This is a genomic window from Paenibacillus tyrphae, from assembly GCF_027925525.1.
Lineage (GTDB): Bacteria > Bacillota > Bacilli > Paenibacillales > NBRC-103111 > Paenibacillus_G > Paenibacillus_G tyrfis_B.
Window position 1 is genome coordinate 469682 of sequence record NZ_BSDJ01000001.1, and the last position, 17891, is coordinate 487572.

At 37.5% G+C, this 17891-nt stretch carries 18 protein-coding genes and 1 pseudogene; 7 read left to right on the forward strand and 12 right to left on the reverse strand.

The window, feature by feature from the left end; translation table 11 throughout:
- Window positions 1–177: 177 nt before the first annotated feature.
- Window positions 178–675, forward strand: a complete 498-nt coding sequence (locus QMG93_RS02120; protein WP_281933235.1) for a CBO0543 family protein — start codon at window positions 178–180, stop codon at window positions 673–675.
- 92 nt (window positions 676–767) lie between these two features.
- Window positions 768–1160, forward strand: a complete 393-nt coding sequence (locus QMG93_RS02125; protein WP_281933285.1) for a CBO0543 family protein — start codon at window positions 768–770, stop codon at window positions 1158–1160.
- 8 nt (window positions 1161–1168) lie between these two features.
- On the opposite strand, the gene QMG93_RS02130 is transcribed toward QMG93_RS02125, so the two are convergent.
- The gene (locus QMG93_RS02130) at window positions 1169–1327 is read right to left on the reverse strand and encodes a hypothetical protein (RefSeq protein ID WP_281933236.1); all 159 of its coding nucleotides are present in this window, start codon (window positions 1325–1327) and stop codon (window positions 1169–1171) included.
- Window positions 1324–1614 carry a hypothetical protein gene (locus tag QMG93_RS02135; protein WP_281933237.1) on the reverse strand — a complete coding sequence of 97 codons (291 nt, stop codon included), beginning with the start codon at window positions 1612–1614 and terminating at the stop codon, window positions 1324–1326. Before QMG93_RS02135 ends, QMG93_RS02130 begins: the two co-directional genes overlap by 4 nt.
- Before the next feature lie 189 nt (window positions 1615–1803).
- Here QMG93_RS02135 and QMG93_RS02140 point away from each other — a divergent pair, with 189 nt between their 5' ends.
- Genes QMG93_RS02140 through QMG93_RS02160 form a run of 5 tightly spaced genes read left to right on the forward strand, consistent with a single transcriptional unit; the run spans window position 1804 to window position 4122 of the window.
- Entirely contained in the window at window positions 1804–2046 is a 243-nt protein-coding gene (locus QMG93_RS02140; protein ID WP_281933286.1) for a spore gernimation protein GerQ, read from the forward strand.
- A 12-nt stretch (window positions 2047–2058) separates the two neighbouring features.
- On the forward strand, window positions 2059–2445 hold the full coding sequence (locus QMG93_RS02145; protein ID WP_120749736.1) for a spore coat protein: 387 nt from the start codon (window positions 2059–2061) through the stop codon (window positions 2443–2445).
- Window positions 2442–3578, forward strand: coding sequence for a zinc-dependent alcohol dehydrogenase (locus QMG93_RS02150; protein ID WP_281933238.1), 1137 nt, complete (start codon window positions 2442–2444; stop codon window positions 3576–3578). The genes QMG93_RS02145 and QMG93_RS02150 overlap by 4 nt, the downstream gene beginning before the upstream one ends.
- Window positions 3579–3608: 30 nt before the next feature.
- Window positions 3609–3812, forward strand: coding sequence for a hypothetical protein (locus QMG93_RS02155; protein ID WP_120749738.1), 204 nt, complete (start codon window positions 3609–3611; stop codon window positions 3810–3812).
- A gap of 13 nt (window positions 3813–3825) precedes the next feature.
- A complete protein-coding gene (locus QMG93_RS02160) occupies window positions 3826–4122 on the forward strand; it encodes a spore coat protein (protein WP_127462733.1) in 297 nt (98 codons plus the stop codon).
- A gap of 794 nt (window positions 4123–4916) precedes the next feature.
- Here QMG93_RS02160 and QMG93_RS35300 read toward each other — a convergent pair.
- From QMG93_RS35300 to QMG93_RS02200, 10 genes and pseudogenes are all read right to left on the reverse strand, one after another.
- The gene (locus tag QMG93_RS35300) at window positions 4917–5117 is read right to left on the reverse strand and encodes a helix-turn-helix domain-containing protein (protein ID WP_413789247.1); all 201 of its coding nucleotides are present in this window, start codon (window positions 5115–5117) and stop codon (window positions 4917–4919) included.
- Between the two features lie 338 nt (window positions 5118–5455).
- Window positions 5456–7120, reverse strand: a complete 1665-nt coding sequence (locus tag QMG93_RS02165; protein WP_281933239.1) for a phospholipase D-like domain-containing protein — start codon at window positions 7118–7120, stop codon at window positions 5456–5458.
- Between the two features lie 179 nt (window positions 7121–7299).
- Window positions 7300–7938: a hypothetical protein gene (locus tag QMG93_RS02170; RefSeq protein WP_281933240.1), complete on the reverse strand. Its 639-nt coding sequence runs from the start codon at window positions 7936–7938 to the stop codon at window positions 7300–7302.
- Between the two features lie 114 nt (window positions 7939–8052).
- Window positions 8053–11553 carry a DEAD/DEAH box helicase gene (locus QMG93_RS02175; RefSeq protein WP_281933241.1) on the reverse strand — a complete coding sequence of 1167 codons (3501 nt, stop codon included), beginning with the start codon at window positions 11551–11553 and terminating at the stop codon, window positions 8053–8055.
- Entirely contained in the window at window positions 11532–12332 is an 801-nt protein-coding gene (locus QMG93_RS02180) for a hypothetical protein (protein ID WP_281933242.1), read from the reverse strand. Before QMG93_RS02180 ends, QMG93_RS02175 begins: the two co-directional genes overlap by 22 nt.
- Window positions 12333–12597: 265 nt before the next feature.
- Window positions 12598–14286, reverse strand: coding sequence for a UvrD-helicase domain-containing protein (locus tag QMG93_RS02185; protein WP_281933243.1), 1689 nt, complete (start codon window positions 14284–14286; stop codon window positions 12598–12600).
- Complete coding sequence (locus QMG93_RS02190) at window positions 14271–16340, reverse strand: ATP-dependent nuclease (protein WP_281933244.1); 2070 nt, start codon at window positions 16338–16340, stop codon at window positions 14271–14273. The genes QMG93_RS02185 and QMG93_RS02190 overlap by 16 nt, the downstream gene beginning before the upstream one ends.
- Before the next feature lie 654 nt (window positions 16341–16994).
- Window positions 16995–17120 (reverse strand): hypothetical protein, encoded by a 126-nt coding sequence (locus QMG93_RS35305; protein ID WP_413789252.1) that lies wholly within the window; start codon window positions 17118–17120, stop codon window positions 16995–16997.
- Window positions 17062–17418 (reverse strand): annotated as a pseudogene (locus QMG93_RS02195) (Tn3 family transposase). The gene QMG93_RS35305 and the pseudogene QMG93_RS02195 overlap by 59 nt, the downstream one beginning before the upstream one ends.
- 134 nt (window positions 17419–17552) lie before the next feature.
- On the reverse strand, window positions 17553–17888 hold the full coding sequence (locus tag QMG93_RS02200; protein WP_281933245.1) for a hypothetical protein: 336 nt from the start codon (window positions 17886–17888) through the stop codon (window positions 17553–17555).
- Between the last annotated feature and the right edge of the window lie 3 nt (window positions 17889–17891).

Below are 17891 nucleotides of genomic sequence, written 5' to 3' on the forward strand. Positions count from 1 at the left end.
GACTGAATGTGGTTCAAGTGCCTGGAATAATAAAATATTTTTAAGGGAACTCCGCAAATAGTGTCTATAACGGACAACGAGTAAACGGTGTTGTGCTTTTGCCTAAGTATCACCGCCCACGAAAGTATGAATAAAAAGAAGTACACTTACATAGGAGCCTCCTTCCTTGTATAAGCTATGGCCACGGACATCGAACGGAATTTATTGCTGCAAGTCTGGTTTGTGTGTATAACCACCATCTATTTTCTTGTTCCAAGAGCAAAAGCTCATGAATTTGTGTTGTGCTTTCTTGCGTGTCAGGCTGTGGTATGGACGGTAGAAATGCTGCTCGTTCACTTTGATTTGGTGGCCTACCCGTTGCGTGAATTTTCCAAAGCTTCGGATTTGAATATCACGTTCAAAGTGGTGTGGACGCCTGTTGCGAGCGGTCTTTATTACATCTCTAGACCTCGTGCGAATAAGCTGACGAAGTGTTTTTACTTTGCCGCCTGGATTTCACTGCTCACCTTAATTGACGGGTTGCTAGCCGCAAATACCGACTTGGTGGATTATGTACATTTTCACTGGAGTTTGATGGCGATCGTGTTATCGACTATATTCCTATCCGTCCACGGCCTAGCGAGCTGGTTCTTTAGAAACCGCAAAGTTTTCAGGAAGGAAGCGAGCGAGCGATGAGTTTGCTGCTGCAAAGCGGCATTATCGTTTAAGTGTGGATCCTCTCATTGTTATTGATTCTCATCATCCCGCGGCAGAAACGTCGATTGGCGATGTGTATTTTCGGTCATGCCGTGGTCGAACTCCAACTTCTCGCCTATCCCGTAAGGGAGCTTGCCGACGTTAGTCGGACGAGCTTCACCTACGAATATATGGCCTATCCGATGACATGCGCGGTGTTCAACGCGTATTATCCGAGCCATCGGAGTGGCTGGATTCAATTCGGCTATTACGTGTTATTCACTACTGTACTGACGATAGGTGAGGTGCTGCTCGTACAATATACCGATCTGATTCGGTATGTTCGTTGGAACTGGTTTTGGTCATGGGCTACGATTTTCCTCACATTCCTGATGACTCGAGCGTTCTGCGTGATCTACTTCGGAACCATGACACGAGTGGAAACGGCAAAACAAAAGAACGCAGCCAGTACGACACGTTCCTAAATGTGGGGCTATGCCCCGAAGACGTCGCCCAGCTTGCGCTGGCCGCGCTCCTGCTGCCGCCGCGCTTGGTGCTGAAGAACGTCGGCATTTTTAACGACCAATCCGTAATAATAGGAAGCAGAAGAAAGAGAGGAAGGCCCCTTAAGGGCCTCCTTTTCGCTTGTCATGATTCGCTGCGTTGGTCCGGCAGACGTAATGCGTTTGCTGAAGTTTGCGCTTGATCTAAAAATTCCTCAGCTTGGGTCAATTGCTGCCGGGCCGTCTCCAAAGCTTGTGAATTTGTTGCCGCATTAGATTCACTTATCGAGCTTATTGCCTGATTTAAAGCCGTTTGCGCCTCAGAAACCGCGTTAGATGCATGCTGCTCCAGCGTATTGACGCTCGAGTTAAGTGTAGCTTCTGCCGGGTTTCTTGCATTTTCGGTGGCTAGATCAATTTTGTTTTCATTGGGCAAAGCGATTCCTCCTCCCTTGAACAAGGATCATCAATATAAACAGAAATAAGTATGCGGTTGAGACTTTGTTTATATTCCTGCGACTGCACAGGAATATCCGGACCCTACATTTCGGCAATCAATTTTAGTATAGGATCCGATGCGTAGGAAAATCTAACTTTGATGAAAAAAGGAGAGGATGATTTCTCAATGAATACGCCAACGCTAGCGCCGCACGAATCGATGGAACTGCATGAAGCGTTAAACTTTAAAACGCTCTGCCTCGCTAAGTCAAAACTTATGCAAGGCTTGGTCTTTGACCAAGAGCTAAAAGCGTTAATGCAGAAGGACGTCATTCTGTCCACGCAACAGATCGCCGAGCTCCAGGCCATCTACGCAAGAGCTCCATTCCAAGCGCCTGTTCCGAATAGCCCGGCACCTATCACACATTAAAGGGGAGCGCTAATGAACACCGATTATTTAGACCCGATTAATTCGTTAAATATGCCGGAAATGGCAGATATGACATTTGCAATGGACTTCCTTATTCGTGCCAAGGAGGGTGTGCGAAATTTGTCCATCGCCCTGACGGAAACGGCTTCTCCCGATGTAAGAGCGCTGCTGCGCAATCATCTTATGCAGGGGATTGCACTGCACCAAGAAATCACGGAGCTTATGATTCGCAAAAAATGGTTCCATCCTTACGAGCTTAACGAACAGTACCAACTCGACCAGCTTTCAGCGAAAAATACAGTGATGATCGGGCAGATGAATTTGTTCCCGGATGATACGTCGCGTAAAGGGATGTTTGATCGGACCCCAGATGAACATATTGGAGGACATAAAGCATGAAGGCGGTAACGTATCAAGGGATTAAAAATGTCGTGGTCAAAGAGGTGCCGGATCCGAAGATTGAGAAACCGGACGATATGATCGTAAGGGTCACCAGTTCCCCCATTTGCGGTTCGGACCTTCACCTGATTCACGGGATGATCCCTAACCTTCAGGAGAACTATGTCATCGGGCATGAACCGATGGGGATCGTAGAAGAAGTAGGCCCTGGAGTGACCAAGGTAAAGAAAGGCGACCGGGTGATCATCCCTTTCAACATCGCATGCGGAGAATGCTTTTATTGTAAGAATCAGCTGGAAAGCCAATGCGACAATTCAAACGAACACGGGGATATGGGCGCATATTTCGGCTACTCCGGAACGACTGGTGGTTACCCTGGCGGGCAAGCCGAGTATTTACGAGTTCCGTTTGCTAATTTCACCCACTTCAAGATTCCTGAGAACTGCGAGCAACCGGACGAAAAGCTAAGCTTGATCGCCGATGCAATGACGACGGCATTCTGGAGCGTAGATAACGCCGGCGTCAAGAATGGAGATACGGTCATCGTGCTCGGCTGCGGTCCGGTCGGACTTCTGGCGCAGAAATTCTGTTGGCTGAAAGGAGCCAAGCGGGTCATCGCCGTTGACTATGTCGATTACCGCTTACAGCATGCGAAGCGAACGAACAATGTGGAAATCGTAAACTTCGAACAGGATACGAATATCGGCAACAAACTTAAGGAAATGACCAAAGGCGGCGCCGATGTCGTGATTGATGCGGTAGGAATGGACGGCAAGATGAGCGATCTCGAATTTCTAGCCAGCGGTTTGAAACTGCAAGGCGGCACCATGAGCGCATTTATCATTGCGTCTCAGGCTGTCCGCAAAGGCGGGACCATCCAAGTCACTGGGGTATACGGCGGACGCTATAACGGATTCCCGCTCGGCGACATCATGCAACGCAACGTGAATATCCGTTCCGGACAAGCCCCGGTCATTCACTACATGCCGTATATGTACGAGTTGGTTACGTCGGGCAAAGTAGACCCTGGAGATATTGTTACGCACGTCATTCCGCTTAGCGAGGCTAAGCACGGCTATGAAATGTTCGATACGAAAACGGACAATTGCATCAAAGTCATCTTAAAGCCCTGAATATGGGTAAATACAGGGGAGGACAATACGATGAATTCCAATTACGCTTTGCATGAGATGCTGGAGGTTCATGAAATGGCTGCGTTCAAGACCGTTTGCATGACCAAATCCAAAACCATGCAAGCTCTGGTAACCGACCCGGAGCTCAGGCAAATTTTGCAGCAAGACGTGCAATTATCACAGCAGCAGCTTCAGGAGCTCGGTGGAGTGCTGTCTAAAGTGACCCTAACCTAAAGGAGATAGAAACATGAACACCCTATTAGAACACTTGACAGGACTTCATACGCTGACCGACGACGTGATCGCAATGGATTTTTTGATGAACGCCAAGAGCGGAGTCAGAAACTACGCCATGGCCGTAACCGAATGTGCCACCCCCGAAATCAAGCAAATTTTGATGAAACAGCTCGACGAAGCTATAGACTCCCATGAAAAGATAACAAACTACATGATGCAGCGGGGCCTATACCATCCTTACCATATTCCGGAGCAAATTCAGCTCGATCTGAAAAATATTCAGACCGCTATGAACATTCCGTCCTGACACCGTATTCGTCCCGACAAAACGCGCAAAACCACCATGGTTCAGGCGCGTTTTTTGATTTTAGCCGAAGACTTTAGAGAATAAAATGTTCCCCGTGTCAGGAATCCAACAATACAATAATGGCAGACACGCTCCGCACTTATTTGGGCTTCATCACAAACACACTTGAACAAGCGTTCCTTCGTTTGTTTTGCTTCTGATTGTCATCGCCACGTACTCTGTGGATCTCTTTTCTCACGTCTACCCTTCTCTTTTGGTATTCTTATGTTGCCAATCTTTGCAAATAACGTCTGATTTGTGATTTTAAAATACTCAATCCCCCCTGGCATTCTGTAGAATTAATTGAACTATTCTGCTGCCGGTTAGCGTAACGCCGCAGTCGGTCTAGTACTTTATTTTCTGAGTCTATATCTTTATTTTCATAGTCTACAACTATCTCCGAGTCTATCACTTTATTTTGCAGGGACAGCATGAGCTATGAATATTACTTTGACGAAAGAGTTTCTTTGCCAAAGAGCTCATTTTTATTTGTTTATTTAGCTCATTTGTTTTTCTACAAATACAAAAATACCGTTCCACGGAAAAATTCCGCGAAACGGTTTGCTCATTTGGTACCTATGTAGCATGTAAAAAAACTCACTAATTATTATTAGCTTCGTTTTATTGATCTTAATCTTTCTTTAAGTCGCATTATCTCAATTATTTCATTCTTGTCGTAATCATCCAGAATTCTAAAAACTTGAATTAACGTTTTTTCATAATCATCTTCAAAGGTCTTACCTTCTTCCAAGTCCTTACCTGTTAATAACCAATTTAAGTTCGTTCACATTATATTGTGTTCGGATAGATATAAGTGTTTCCGTAGAGGGATTACTATTTCCCATTTCAATTTCACTCAGGTTTCCTTGTAATATGCCTATACTTTTTGCAAACTGAATTTGGTTTAAATTATTCTCTTTGCGGATACATTTGATTCTATAGCCAATGTCACTCATCAATTTCACCACCGGTCTTGAAGTTCTCTGTAAATCAACTTATACACAATTTAAAAGGGAGCACCGAATTATTCCTCTCGGGCTCCCTTCTAGATGTTCAATCATCTCTTATCGGTTCCACACATCTTTTACTGGTTCCATAGATCTTTAACTGGTTCCAGACATCTTTATCACTGAACACTTATCTGTCGGGTGATAAAAAAGTGTGGAACCAATTTTGTTGATTTTACTGGGTTTGCCGCGGCACGTGATAAACACGAAAAATAAAAAGTCTGGAACCACCACAAATTGCCATGAAAAGAAAGTTGGAAACTTGTACTATTACGATAATATAATTTTCACAACCATTTCCTCAATATACTGAATGTCGCATATAACGTGCTTAAATGATCAATTTTCTTTTTCAAAGAATTATCTCTAATAATCTGTCCATCTTTAGTCCATTGTCCATATATTTGAACTAACCGCCCTGTAGTTCGTGGGAGTTCAAGAAGTGCTATCTTCAGATGCTCTTTTTGAACTAAAGTTAGGTTAATATCCATTTTAATTTTATTAAATTCTTCTATTAAATCTCTTACTAATTCATTATTTACTTCTTTCAATGAAGCCATTATATCTCTAGCTAGTTTATTAATTCTCTTTTTTTGTTCGAATGATAGCTTGATTTTACTTAATTCTTTAAATAGTGAACTTATGGAAGGTAGATTACTATTCCAGCCTCCTGATTCTAATACTGAAAAAAACGTTTCGGCATAATACCAAAACTCTTCTCCAAGAGCTTCACGTTTCCTTTTTATCTCTTGATACCCTGGAACTAAACATACTTCGGTTTGGACATCTTTGTACTCTAATTCAGCAGATTTATAGATTGATTTTCCGCAAATAGTTAAAAGGTAGCTCAATTTATCTAAGTTTGGTTTCGCAAAATTCTTTTTTCCATTAAGTTGACCCTTGTGAACAGAGTCCTTAAGTGAATCAATTATATCCACCATTAAACCGATAAACTCTTCCTTCTGGTCTTCCTTAAATTTTTTCACTCTCTCAATTAAATTATCATAATAAACTGACAATTGGCTTTCATTCGAGATATCTGAGACAAGTATATTTATAAGTAACGAAAGATGTGATACGCAACAATCAGCAATAATTTTTCTGATTACATACCTTTTATAAGGATAACTATTTAAAGGTTTAATTAAATATTCAAACTCACTCATTTTTAAGTTCTGAAGCCAATTTTCAAAATTCTCTTTTGTTGCCAAGGCTAAAGAATTTATAACAGTTTGAACTCTTCTGTCATCTAGTGAATTCAAACTATCTATTATAGGTTTAATATTAGTAGGTAATGGAACAAAGTAATCACCGCCTTCATCATATTCTTCATAATCGAGTTCCGTTCCGTTAACTTCTTCTTTCCTAATTGTTAGTTCTTTCTCTTCAATGTTATAAACCAGCTTGCCAATTGCAGGTACAGGTATTATATCCTCTTCGTCTGTAATCGTTCTAATTCTATAAATTCCATTATCGTGCTTTGTTACTTTTATTTGTTGTTCTAACGCTTCCAAGGTGTCTAGTGTCACGGGAGCCGCACAGTCCCATAACTTATTAAAAAAAAGATTGGTAGACTCAAAAAGATTAATCTCATTTTCAAAGTAAATACCAAGTTCTACATTTTTCGAAAAGCCAGATGCAGTTAAATTAGAACTAGTTATTATCCCTTTATTATCATCAACTAAATATACCTTAGCATGAAGGTTTGGAATAGACCTTATTTCAGCACCCAGTACCAATAAATGTTTTAGTGCTCTCCCTTCCAGTGCAAATGAGCTAAGATTAGAAGCCGTGACTTTAGTTATTATTTTAGGGACGACATTAGATTTTGTGATATATTGGATTCCCTTAAAAGTTATATACGGTGAGGTTATCTTTAACGATACTGATGCTGAGTTAACGAATTTCTCAAGCTCAGATCCGTATGGAACCTTTTGAATAGAAATACTCATTTAACCCTCCATCACTAGAAATAAGATGCTTATTCGTTCACTTTATCCATACACAGGCCAATCAACGCAACGCAATTAAGCGATAGAATAAATAATCAATTTGTTTCATAGACCCGATTTGGATTTTGTTGGTTTCAAAGTTCGTATTGCTGTCATTAACCTTACTAACTCTATGACTCTTAATACCCAAAAAAAGATGGCTCAACTTTATTTTTGATTAGGCTCTCATTCAACAAATTAAAATGAAAATCTCGAATCATGTTATTATTCCTCCGCAAATCATCAAGCATTTGTTGAAGCGTACGGTTCTTCCTATCCCTCGAGATAATTGTATTTATTGCTTTGATTTGTCCAGGTAGTGGCTCGCGATTTTTATTTTTTTCAATTTCATTCTTTATTTTTTGCAACACACCTTCTGGAACCTGTCCCCAACATATAACTATCAGGTTGATTGCATTGAACAGTTGTTTTGCGGTTGGATGCCATGTATCATTTAATCCTCTGTCTCTATTAGTGCCGTTGCTTTTTCTTGTTCCAACATTTTCGGATACTAATGGGTCAAATACCATTAACCTGGGATGCTGAATTAATTCAAGGAAATGATTTGCTGCATATGTACCACATAAAAAAGTTCCTGCAATATCACTATCTTTTGCCCTATAAGAAAAGCAATAATAGCTGTCAGTAAGTAAGTCTTTAGTACAACTTTTACGCTTTTGTCCATTTAACAATCGAACATGAGCAATGGGTTTAATATTATATTCTTGAACCAATTGCTCTCTGACTTTTGATGATCTGCATAGGAGCATTTTGAGCACCTTACTTCTCTATGTTCTTGTCTAGCCATAAATCACCGCCATGATCGCTACTGCCGAGGTTCATCACCTTTTACAGCTAATGTAGCTACTTTTAGCGTTTAAGGTTTGTATGTCTTACAGTTCAAAATAGAGCCTAACTCCGACCTCGATATATTGACTTCTTCCCTTAATGTTTACTCCTACTACATTCAAAGAATATTTATAACTCAAGTCCAAATAATATGATACTTCTTCATTATATTGTCTTGGAACATAACCGAGTTTGTAACCTTGATATAATATTTCCACTGCATTTTCATCGTAGAAATTATTTTTTTCCACTCTGAGTTCTAATTGAACCTCCTCTTCCAACTCTTTAAGAATCTGTTCTTTCTCAAGATATTCACTCAAATAGTACTTAGTTCCTGCTATATTAAAGTCTACTGAACCATATTCTCGAAAAACATTAGTTATGTCCCTGTAATTATTAGTCAATGAAACCAACTTTCTTATCTCCAATGGAGTAATGTTGCTTTCAGTTGAATCATCTAAAAATAATAAAGGCTCTACCTCTTTTAAAAAATCTCTTAGTTCATCTAGACTTCTGTACCTAGTATTCTCTATAAGATGTTTCGAGACACCTTTTACTGTTTCGCGTGAGTTAAATCCCAACTTAAAAAGATTGACCTCAACACTATGGTTAACGCCATATTTTATATACAAAGGAAGAAACATAAATATTTGATTATTACCGGTTGTCTCCATGACAACAGAACACATCGTACCTATAACCCACGGCAGTTTGAACTCAAACATATCTCGTACATACTCAACCACTCTGGTCATTCTATAAGTTTCTTCAACATTTTGAAAATATTCCTCTGAAAGCTCTTTCAAAGATTTACCCGTTTCAATCCAATCAATAAAAATACCATAATCATCTACCTCAACTTCGCTCGAAGCTGCTGTACTTCTTTTTACAATAAATCTTTTACTTTCCTTCAACGATAATATCTGAGTGTATAGTATTGGGTCTATTAACCCACTTACAGAAGCTATCACTCCGTTCAAACGCGAGTAATTTTCTATCACCTTTAAAGATAATTGTTGGACAATACGATAACTTACTACGGATAGGCCACTTTCTTGTATCTTTCTTAAATCTATTGGAGTTTGCGTATCAAAGAAATAATACAATTTTTTTGTAAATGTCGTTAATTTTTCTACCTTACCATCTTTATTTTGATAAGAAAACAAAGTTTTATGCAAAATAGAATCAATATCTTCATCATGCGTTGAAAACGTATTATAGAAAAGCAATAAGGACTTAGCAAAAGGCTGAGAAGTCAACTCTAACAATTGTGTAGTTTGCATTTCACCTTCCAATTCCTCTAACTTATCTAAGGCTGCGAAAAGCTCATCATCATTAACTAATGAGCTTGATACATTATTCGAGTAGTCCTCATAATTTAAATGTTCTTCAATTATATTTTTATAAAAATTAATATAGATTATTTGTCCAAATGTGCTTTGATATGCCCTACCTGCACGTCCCGCAATGTTTTTAAAATCACCAGAGCTTAATGTTTGTTGACCTTCATATGTCCGCCCAGTGTGAATAAAATTTTGTATAGGAAAGTTTACACCTTCAACAAGGGTAGTAGTACACACCATTATTTTAATGAAGCCTTTTAAATAATAATCTTCAAGCGATTCACGAATATCAATGGGCAAGCTTCCATGATGGTAAACAATCCCCTTATTTATACCAACAGTAAGCAAATGCTCCGATCCTAGCCGCTTCTCAATGTACTTAATAAGATATTCTAATTCAGGGCTAATCTTCATTCGTTCTGGAAAAAGAGGCTCATAATTTCTCACAAATTTTTCGCAATCATCTTTTGTATGAAAAAATATGAGGCTTCCACCAAGGTTTTTGAGCTTTTGCGCAACACCCATTATGAAATTTTCAGATTTAATATTAACGGTTCTAGCTAACTTATTATTACTTATATAGTGATGTCTCGCGAATTGAAATAAAGGTAAACTTCTTATTGAGTCTCCTAATTTATAGTTGATACGGGCAGTGGCTTTATAGCTTTTATATCCCTCTATATATTCATTGTCCTGTTGGGAAACCGTTATCCATCTTCCTCCTTTCTTTTCATAATCATAGTTTGCTATACCTTTTAATTTAATTGTTGGCCTCCAGTCATTTGGAATATGACTGGAACACTTCTCTTCTCCATCTACCCATTCCATCACCGAAGATCCATTATCAATAATTGCCGATAATAGAAGAAGTTTTATGTTAGAGTAAATCTCATGACTAATGAGAAACGAGATACTACCTTCTATAAGCCATCCACGTTCCCTGTCCTGTATTTTATGAAATTCATCAAAAATTATAAGAGAGGTACTGTCTAATACTCCATCAGAAAAATTTTTACGAATTATTGTGTCAAGTTTTTCTGGAGTTGTTACTATAACATTATCTTCTGTATAACTTCCAAAAACAAAGTCAGGTTCATATCCACTTATTGAACTAGAGACCTTATAGCCGAGTCTCCTAAACCTCTCTCTAAATCGCTTAGTTACCTCATAAACCAAAGCATTTGTTGGAACTATATAAAAGCATTTTTTTGTAATATCGTTTTCAAGTTCTTTTACAACCGCAAACTCAGCAAGCAGACTCTTACCACCACTCGTTGGGAAGTTTATCATTGTCCGTTTAATATTATTATTTCTAAGGAAACCCTCAGGATTATTAATGACATCTAGTTGATTGGGCCAAAGCTCCAATACAGAGGGTTTGGATTTAATCAACTGTTGTAAGTAGGTACTTGAAAATATATCCGACAGATTTGTCCAAACACTATTATTAATAATAGTCTCAATACAACTAGCTAGATATTTCAAATGCCAAACAGCATCAGTTTGATATTCAGCTAACTTGCTTTCAATATACTCATGAAGCGCTGTATTGGCTCTTTCCGCATTGGGATAACTCCCAGATAGCATAAAACTTCTTAAATGAGTAAAGACCTCTACTAAATTCTTATCATCAATTTGAGTTTGAATATCATTGATAAAATGTCTACTGAGCAAGTAATAGGAGAATCTATAAATATCTCTCATATCATTCGATAACTTATTTGCAAGCAGCGCTTGTTCAAGTATGTTGCTGTACTTTTTAGCTACAACGAAGGCATTAGGAGGATTTTTACTGATTGTATATGCTACGGCTGCTCTCCAATAACTTTTAAGTTGTTTTAGAGTAATTTGATAACTATTAAGCGAGAGCAATTTCTCTTCACTTACGTTATTGAGATAATCTCCTAATTTTTCGCTCGCTAATGCACAAATTCTCATTGCCTTTTCCATTAAATCCTTGTCATGTTGCCTAAGAACATTATTATACTCAGAAAATAAGTATAGAGTTATTTTTTCGATATTTTTCATTGCCTGAATAGACTTTTCAAGTTGTGTTTCACTTACTTCTTTTTGGTTAACCTCCAAATTTATGCAGTGGACCATAAGATTCTCTAGCACTCTTTTAAATGTTTGGGGTTCTTCGCTAGATTTTAAACGCAATAACAACTTTTCTAAATTATTTATGCTTGTAACCTGTTCCATACGTTATCCCTCAAATCATTTAAAATCTTCATTAATAGCTCTACAAAAACGAGATTCACTATGCGCTGTTCTTTTGATAAATCAACCTTAAAACACTCCGCAAATTTTTTGAATGTATCATTTGTAGATACAAAACGGGGCGATATTCCAATAGCACCAATTTTGAATTCTCGATTTATAATAACATCGTATAACTCTGCCACATATTCTTTCAGTTCGCATTCTGGATGGCATACAAAGAGCTGTTGGACAGATGTTATTTCACTATCAATGTTTTCATCAAAACTACCGTTCTCACTAAAAAAATCGTATATTTCCGTAGCTCGAGAAGAAACAGTGTTCTCAGTTGTTTTTGTTTCCCAAATAGTCATATCTATTGATTTTCTATCATCCGAATTCCCTGTGAAAGTAATAAAATCAATGCCTGGTTCAGCAGAAGATCGACCTTTTGGTCCGTGTGCCCACAAAAAATCAGGAATTTTCTTTTCTATATAAAACGCAAATAGGTGCTCCCCAATAATCCCTTTAAAATGTTCATCGTTTCGGAATATTCGTCGCAAACTATTTTTTATGTATTGCTTATTGCTAATTGGATGTCCATTAAGGAAATCCATTAGCGATTCAAATGCCTGAAAGGATAATACTTTTCTTAGAAAGAACTTTTGAAAACTATCATAAAACTCCTCATAAACGGTGTCGTCTGATAACACAAATGTGATGTGCTTCTTAATAAATTCATGAGTAACTTCTATATCCTCAACATCAATATAGTAACCCACAAATATCACCTCAATCTTGATACAAATCACAGAGTTATAATCGTCTTAATGCCTAATAAGGAATCATAATCTGGATTTTTCTATGATGGCAACTCAGTTTGTATTTTTTGCAAATAAGTATATTTATTATTAGTGATATCTCTTGTCAGTTGTAAGCATCACATGATGCTCTTTAGGAATCCAAGGAAGTTCGTGTCATTATAAAGGAGTCAGTTGAAATCCCACAAATCCTCAAGACGTATTTCCAGTATTTATCATATTTACCCTACAATTTGCAAATAATAAACTTAGCAGATAGAATCTTATGACCTTCATCCGATATCTCTGGAACACAAATATATAAATTCTTCTTCGCCCTACTACAAGCTACATAATTTACTCGATGGTCTTCATTACCATCTATATCTGGCTTTAATAGAAAGCCTAGGTCTCGCTCTTCATTATACTTGTGACCGTCTTTGCCCTTCACAATTACCATCACATTATCAAACTCACTGCCCTTGGCTTTATGAATTGTACGATGCAGGCTATCATCTTCAGTTATCTTTATATGTAGAGCAATACTGGAGTAAATCGTATTTTTATAATACTCTTCAATTGATGACGGAGCTTTATCCCCTTTACTTTCCCGTATCTTTGGTATATTAAAGAAACCTGTTCCATTTAATTTACAATAAATTGTCCATAGTGATTTATCACTAAAGTCGCTATATTCGTTTAACAGCATCTTAATAAGTATTAATGCGGTCTTTTGACCATTATGGTCATCTGTCAATCTCACATGTCTACTGAGTTCCTTTATCGCATCCTTATAATGATTCAGTCTTGCATACTCAATACTCTTGATAACCGAAATTAATACCTTTCTTCGATCAGGATTGGAATCCACAAATGCTTCATCAATTAACGTCCACTTCTGTTCATCTTTATAATCCTTGTTATTTCTAACGGAATTAGCCATTAGATTAGAATATGAAAGGGTAGTAACGTCCTTATTATCTAGAGCCCCTTGCACATATTTTAGCGCTCTCAAGGGTTCACCCACGATAATACACGGAGAGCTTCCCGTTATTTTATCTGGGCTTCTTTGAACAATATCTTTTCTGATTCCATTTAATAAGTTGATTATGCTCTCAGTACTACGATGGTTATCTTCCATTTTATAAAGTACCATTTCCGGCAATGTAAAATTATCGAATTGCTTGACATCAGCACCTTGAAACTCATAAATGGATTGAGCTTTATCTCCGATAACTCCCACAACTATTTCTTTTTCAGCTATTAGTTTAACAATCTCAGCTTGGACCGGATTAGTATCTTGAAATTCATCAATGAAGAAATACGGGAATTTTGAACGTATTATACGAAGTGTTTCTGTTGATGAATTTAATATCTCCCAAGCAAAAGCCAACACATCTTCGTAATGTATGATTCCTTTTTCCCAAAACATTTTTTTATATTTAAGCAAACTCTTATGGAAGTCACTCTTTCTGTCTCGTATATGTAATTTGCATGAGTCACCTTCAATAAACCAGAATATCTTCTTCATTTCTTGCTCTTGTATATTTTTCATACTCAAATCAGTTTTTCTAAAATAACCATTTGAGAAAATATGCTCATAGGGAGAGTCTACTTTCAAATGGTTAATCTCGTATTTACCACTGATTAAGTGCAAATATGGTTTAACAATATGCGTAAAGAGAAAACTGTGTATTGTACTAACCTCTACATAATCAACATCATCACCAAGTCTTTGTACAATAGTCTCAACTCCTACATTTGTATAAGTGATACAAGCGATTTTCCGACTACGGCCTAGGCGAGTTGAATTATGAAGAACATTCTTTAGATGATTTATTAAGAACTTTGTTTTACCGGCACCTGGTCCAGCAGTAATCTTAAAATGTTTTTCGATATTAATTTTAGAATCGGATTTGACTAACTGCATACCCATACTATCGCATCCTTAATATAAGTTGGCACTTTAAAGTTGGTGCTATTTTTCTTTCCGAGATTGTCTTCTAAAGCTACTGCTAATTCGTAAGCATTCTCACCTTTTTTAATGGAGTTTAAATATCTTGATGCAATTAAGTGCTCTCTATTATCTGAACCAGTGTACTTTTTAATGTTATCAGCAATTCGGGGATTTTCTTTCCCTTGCGTTCCCATTAACTTGAGCAACTGATCTAATGGTTTACCTTGTTTATAACAATCCATTATATCTGTTAACTCCTTCAAATTAGAGATCGATTCGGTAAGTATTAACTTACAATTAGGATTGTTGTATGCAAGTGCATATTCAAAAGTTTTACCTTTTCCTAGCTCTTGAGAAAAACACAAAATATTTTTTCTTGGTTCTTGCTTTTGGGGGTCAAATGGATATTTTCCAACTAGCTCATTTGAACATGACTTATAGGTATATTTAGTCTTATCTTGATCTAGTTCATACGGATAGCATTTTTCAAAATGTGCATCCTTTACATTCTCTTTTCTAACAGGATCAAGATCTGTAATACAAGCAACTTTTTTGTGGACAGTATATTCATTACTAGAATCAAAGAGTCTAAGAAAATGTTCAAAATATCTTCCACCAATATTTATTACCGATATGTGATTACTCTCTAGATCATATCCTTCATATTGAGCGAATAGTGACATATTTAATTGTTCAGTGATTCCCTCAACAAGAATTATGCCCTTAGCAAACAACATATCGCATTTAGTAGAATCTAAAAACCGCTGTACGTAAGCTTTAGATGTAAAATCTTTACCAAAAGCTTTGCCTAAATACCCAACGTTTAACGTATTATCTTCTTTACGATGAAAACAGATGATTTCATCTAAACTAACTGCGGCTGTAATATTTGGTGAATGTGTGGTGACAAACACTTGTCGAGCTTTCTCTTTAATATTGTCTCTTATAAACTTTAAAAACTTATATTGCATAGCAGGATGTAGATGTGCCTCAGGCTCCTCGATTACTAATATAGGAAAAATTTTAGCGTTGCCTCCAAGATAATCACCTGAAGCATCTTTCTGCATTTTTGCCAGTAGTAGAGACATAAATATTAAATTGTTGTATCCTAATCCATTATGAGTAGCAGGAATAGAAATACCTGTTTGATATTTAACAATTAATCTTAAGGCTGAGTACAATTCTGTATCCATAATATGACCATCAAAGTCTGGTTCTGCATTACCAAATGAAGCTCCGGTACTATTGGCGTAACTAAGCATCTCGCTCTTCCCCTGCTCCATTCTTATTTGCAAACTTTTAATTAACTCACATGCCCGAACAGAAAATTCTCTTTTTAATTGCGCTATCTCTTCTTGCTGCTTTAGTTTATCTTTAGTACTGTCATTCTTTATTTCATAATCCATAAAGAAATCAATGACTTCTCTTAATAAGGTGTTCCTACCCGTAAACAGATCGCGTTCAACGTCTCTTATAGCATCTAAAAATTGAAAATCAATTTTCCGCAAATTCTCTGAATCAGCAACTTGTTTATAATCCGGATTTCCTCCATAGATGTTACTCTTATATTTTCTCAAAAAATTATGTTTAATCGCCAACCAGTACTGCTCAATATCATCAGATTGGATGTTTGCTAATACTTTCTTATACTCCGCTTCTTCTTTTTCAGGAAGGTAGAAAACATAAGTCAATTGCGCTTGATAGGGACTTTTCAGTTCAGTCAACCACGTAGACACCGTTACTAAATCTTCGGAGAACTCATCTTCTTTTTTTGATTCAGAAAAAGTAACGGCAATTGAAACTCTAGGCGACTTTTTCTTTAACTCCTGGATAGTTACTTCTTTATTAAAATCATCGATTGACAATCTTTTGGATGATCCAACGTTTAGGACTAAATCAAGGGCTCTTAGTGCATTAGATTTTCCAGAGTTATTATGGCCAATGATTACATTGACCCCTTCGCTAAACTCTACAATATTATTAGCCCCTTTAAAGTTTCGATAATTCTCTATATTAATTTTGGAAATATACAACTTCAAAACTCCCCTTCTCTAAATAGCAAATTTCCATTAGGTCCTATCTCTATGCGTCCGAAACTTATGTGAAATTCCCTTCTGTTGTTTCATTTCCCAAGAAAGTCGCCGTCTACAAAAAACCTTGCTTTATTCATTGTTACAGAATATCGTTTTTCTCGTGTAACCACTAGAAGAAGCCAAAAAAAATTACTCAGCACCTACGCCGTATTCATCGATATTTATTCTAAAAGGGTCTGATGATTGAAAACCAACGATTAAGTGTCCAACTACTTCTGACTTTGGTGTCAATGCTAATTTGGTGCCAGTTCCTAGAATTTATTCAATTTATCTACTAACCTTCCGATCAGCCCTTGACTCCAACAATCCCACTAACCCCTTATATACAACGGACTATATGCTGTAAAAATTCGACATAGAACAAGAAATTCCTACTTCATACCCAAATTTTTTCCAAAAAAATAAACCGATAGCATCATATTAAAAAGGATGAATAACGAGCGTGTTAATACGCTCTACTCATCCTTTCGTTCTATATCTAATCATTTAACTTGTGTGGTTAGCTTCTCATTTATCTCTTTTGTACTTTCGCTGTACATGGGACTAAAAGTTTTAAATAAGGGGGTCCCGCCAACATTTTAACGAAAATATACGCTAAGCCAACGGGTTATTCAACTTCCTGTTTTTCAGTGGTCGTAATGAATTGAGAGACGTATTCTGCCTAAAATTGAATTTGTATTCGCCTAATAAATTGATATGCTCCCATCCGAGCGGAGAAATGTGGTTTAGTAGTTCTTCTGGAGGCTTTCCTTGTTTTTTTACGGTATTCTGTTGCTTGCTGGAGATAAACGGTATTCCAAACACTGATTGCATTGATGATAATGTTCAACGCACTAGCCCATTTGAGCTGGTCTGGTAGTGCACGTTCTCGCAGTTCCCATGTTTCCGAAGAAGATCGCTATGGGTCCCTTTGTTCAACCCCCGATGGATTTTTCGCCGCAGTGCCTCGCTCGGAAAGGTAATCTAGGATGAAGATCGTTTTCTCGATTCGCCCCGTTTCCCGCAGTACGGTTGCCAAACGGTTTTGTCTGTCCTTAGCATAAATTTTCGGTAAAAATGTTGAAGGTCGCCCATCATAAAAAGGGGACTGAATGAGGGCAATTTCGCCCTCATTCAGTCCCCGTACTATCCTTATTGATGATTCATAGTCTGCTAACGATGCTCTTCTTTGATATAGATATCACCATCTTTAAGGAGCACCTTTGTTTTTGCATTTGTTTTATATACGTCGTAAACTATTTCATCCACACTTAAATTGTAGTCAGGCATTTCTTTCTTCAAAGCATAGGATCCGTCATTCGTAATTATCTTTTCAGGGTGATTAGAGTCCTCTAACAAAACATCAGGCAGCCTATCGGAAGAATCCCCTAAAGTTTGACTCTGAGTTGTAGTGGCTCCAACTTGACCGTTAGTTGTAATAGCTCCGGTAAGAACAGCAGAACCGATTGCTAAGACAACTGCCCCCCATATCATTGCTTTATTAGCCACTAA